Raw genomic sequence first — 3,011 nt, 5'->3', positions numbered from 1 at the left:
GGCTACATCGGTGCGCCACAGCACCATCTCGACGGGAAACTCGTTGCCGTCGGCGCGCTGGGCCTGCATCTCGATGCGCTTGCCGATGATGCGCTGCTCGCCGCCGGCCGAGACGCGCGCCATGCCAGCCTCGTGGGCCGCGCGCAGYCGGGCCGGAATCATCACGTCGGACACCGAGCGGCCGATAGCCTCGGCKCGCGCCAGCCCGAACATGGCCGCCGCGGCGGGGTTGAACTCGACGATGTGGCCGGTCCTGTCGGTGGAGACCAGGGCCGCCATCGCGTGGTCGAAGATGGAGGACTTCAGCGCCTCGCTGGCCTGCAGCTCGGTGACCTTGGCCGACAGCTCGGCGTCGCGCCGCTTCAGCTCGGTCAGGTCCAGGCTCATGACGACGGTGGCCTGCGGCACGCCGGCCTGCACGTCGACGGGAATGAGGTGCTCGCGCATATAGCGCCGACCGGCACCAGCCAGTTCGGTCCAACCCTCCCACGCGACGGTCTGGCCGCTGGCCAGGCGCGAGCGCACGGCACCGTAGTCGGCATAGGCGGCGTCGCCAATGATGCGGCCGATGGGCTGGCCGAGCACCTGCTTGGGATGCAGGCCGGTGAACTTGAAGAACTCGTGGTTGGCCCAGACGAAGCGCTCGGCCACGTCGATGACGACGACGCGCGCCGGCACGGCTTCCAGCAGCTGCGACAGCAGCGGCAGCGTGGCCTTGAGCACGCTGCCGAGTTCGCCCACGCCGGCGTCGGGCGTGGGGTGGAAATGCAAGGTCTCTGTCATGCGGCGCGCTCTCCCTGGGCGCGCCGATGATAAGCAGGCTCAGGCGGCCAGCGCCTCGGTAGCGGCACCCTCTTGCATGGTCCGGGCGACATGGCCGTACATCACCGTCCAGGCTTCGCGCACCTCGGCCGTGAAGCCATCGCCAAGGCCGGCGGCCAGGGTGTCCAGCAGCGCGGCGCCGACGCTGGCGTAGTGGGCCTCGACGACACCATAGCCGGCATGGCGCTGGCCGAGCTTGAGCAGCACGGGGTTCAGCGAGGCGGGGCGGTCAAGCAGGTCGATGGCGGCGCCGATCATCTGCATCAGCCGCGCCCCCTGCTCGACCATGGCGCTGCCACGGAACAGCGCGCGCAGGGCGGGGTCACGGGCAAACAGCTGGGCGTAGAAGGCCTCGGCGACGGTGGGCGCCAGGGGCATGAGCGGCGCGAAGCTGCTGCGGATCAGGTGGATTTGGTGCGGGGTCATGGCAGCCTCGGTGTCAATGGATGAGATAAGCGTCGGCGACGGGTGCGAACACGCACAGCAGTGGCAAGGCCATGATGAGGCGCTCGAGCAGGTTCCAGCGGGGCGAGGGCGCAGGGGCGTGTTCGAGGTCCTCGGCGAAGGCTTCGCTGCGGCAGCCGACGAGCATCGTTTCGGGCCAGTCGGTGGAGGGGTTGTCGCTGCGGTAGTGCATGAGGGTCTTCCGGTTGGTGTGTCGCCACTGTCGGCCGCGCCGGTTTCAAGCGCGCTTCACGTCGGCTCGACTGTGTTGCGTTTGTTTCAACACCACGCTGCCTTGCCCCGAGCAAGGCCGGCCTGCCTATCATTCGCCGCCATGCCAAACACCTCGCCCACCGTGCTGCTCGTCGACGACGAGCCTGAATTGCGTGCCCTGCTGGCCGAGTATTTCGGCCGCAACGGCTTCGAGGTCATGCAGGCCCAGGACGCTGCCGCGGCGCGCGCCCGCGTCGCCGAGCGTGTACCCGATGTGGCCGTGCTCGACATCAACATGCCGGGCGAGAACGGTCTGTCCCTGGCCCGCGCGCTGCGTGAAGCCCATCCGCGCCTGGCTGTGCTGATGCTGACTACGGCGGGCGAGGCCATCGACCGCATCGTCGGCCTGGAGGTGGGGGCGGACGATTACATCGCCAAGCCCTTTGAGCTGCGCGAACTGCTGGCCCGCGTGCGCGCCGTGCTGCGACGCCTGCAGGTGACGGCCGCGCCGGCACCTGTGCTCGCACCGAGCGATCCGGAGCGCGTTGCCTTTGGCCTGTGCGAACTCGACATGGCCCAGCGCAAGCTCTTTGGCGCGGTGGGCGAGGAGATCGACATCACGGCCGCCGAGTTCGACCTGCTGGCGCTGTTTGCCCGCCACCCCAATCGCCCGCTGAACCGCGACCAGATCATGGAGCAGGCCCACAACCGCGGCTGGGACGTGTTCGACCGCAGCATCGACCTGCGCGTCATGCGCCTGCGCCGCAAGGTGGAGCGCAACCCCGACAAGCCGGAGGTCATCAAGACCGTGCGCAACGTCGGCTACGTCTACGTGCCGGTGGCGGGCTGAGCGGGCGATTTCCCGGCGCCAGCCGCAGTTGCAACAAGTCCGCGGCCGCTGGTGTCGCAGTGGTTTTGTACCGTATCCTGACCGTCAGAGGACGCGCGAAATGCGCCGCTGCGCGCAAGCTGCAGCCGTGCATGCGCCTTGCGACGGCATGGGTCACTTTTTCTCGCTGATCAACAGATGGGCGCGCTTCGTCGCCCTGCTTGGGCTTGCGTTGGGCGGTGGCGCCCGGGCGGCAGACGAGCCCGCCCCGACGGCCTGGGCCGCCCGTTCGGATGCGGTGTTCCACCAGGTGCTGGTCGCGCCGATGTCCTTCACCGCGCTGGCCCAGGACGGCGAAGGCTTCCTCTGGATCGCCACGCAATCCGGGCTGTCCCGTTGGGATGGTTATCAGCTTCGCAGCTATGTCAGCGACATGGCTTCGTCCGGTGCCTTGCCCGACAGTTACGTGCAAGCGCTGCATGTCGATGACCAACGGCGTCTTTGGGTAGGCACCAGCGCCGGTGGCCTGGTGCGGTATGAGGCGCGCACCGACCGTTTCGTCGCCCCGTTGGCTGCCGGCGCGGCGCTGAGCCGCAAGAGCGTGCACGCCATGCTCGACGAGGGCAACGGCCTGCTGTGGGTCGGCACCGGTGCCGGTCTGGACCTGCTGGATACCAGCCGCGGTACGGTCCAGCGCCATGCG

Annotated in this window: 5 protein-coding genes; 2 read left to right on the top strand and 3 right to left on the bottom strand. The window is 68.9% G+C overall.

What is annotated here, in order from left to right; translation table 11 throughout:
- From ACXJKR_RS28670 to ACXJKR_RS28660, 3 genes are all read right to left on the bottom strand, one after another.
- The coding region (locus tag ACXJKR_RS28670) for a PAS domain-containing protein (RefSeq protein WP_457325729.1) at positions 1-783 on the bottom strand (783 nt) is incomplete at its 3' end.
- Between the two features lie 39 nt (positions 784-822).
- Entirely contained in the window at positions 823-1,248 is a 426-nt protein-coding gene (locus ACXJKR_RS28665) for a globin family protein (RefSeq protein ID WP_056202664.1), read from the bottom strand.
- 13 nt (positions 1,249-1,261) lie between these two features.
- Positions 1,262-1,459 (bottom strand): hypothetical protein, encoded by a 198-nt coding sequence (locus ACXJKR_RS28660; protein ID WP_056202667.1) that lies wholly within the window; start codon positions 1,457-1,459, stop codon positions 1,262-1,264.
- Between the two features lie 141 nt (positions 1,460-1,600).
- Between ACXJKR_RS28660 and ACXJKR_RS28655 the strand changes: the two genes are divergently transcribed.
- The gene (locus ACXJKR_RS28655; RefSeq protein WP_457325727.1) at positions 1,601-2,329 is read left to right on the top strand and encodes a response regulator; all 729 of its coding nucleotides are present in this window, start codon (positions 1,601-1,603) and stop codon (positions 2,327-2,329) included.
- Between the two features lie 148 nt (positions 2,330-2,477).
- Positions 2,478-3,011, top strand: a 534-nt coding sequence (locus ACXJKR_RS28650) for a ligand-binding sensor domain-containing protein (RefSeq protein ID WP_457325726.1), incomplete at its 3' end; no start/stop codon positions are given.

It is taken from the genome of Roseateles sp. P5_E11 (assembly GCF_054049355.1).
The sequence above is the reverse complement of the archived record's forward strand: the minus strand, read 5'-3'. Positions and strand labels throughout refer to the sequence as shown.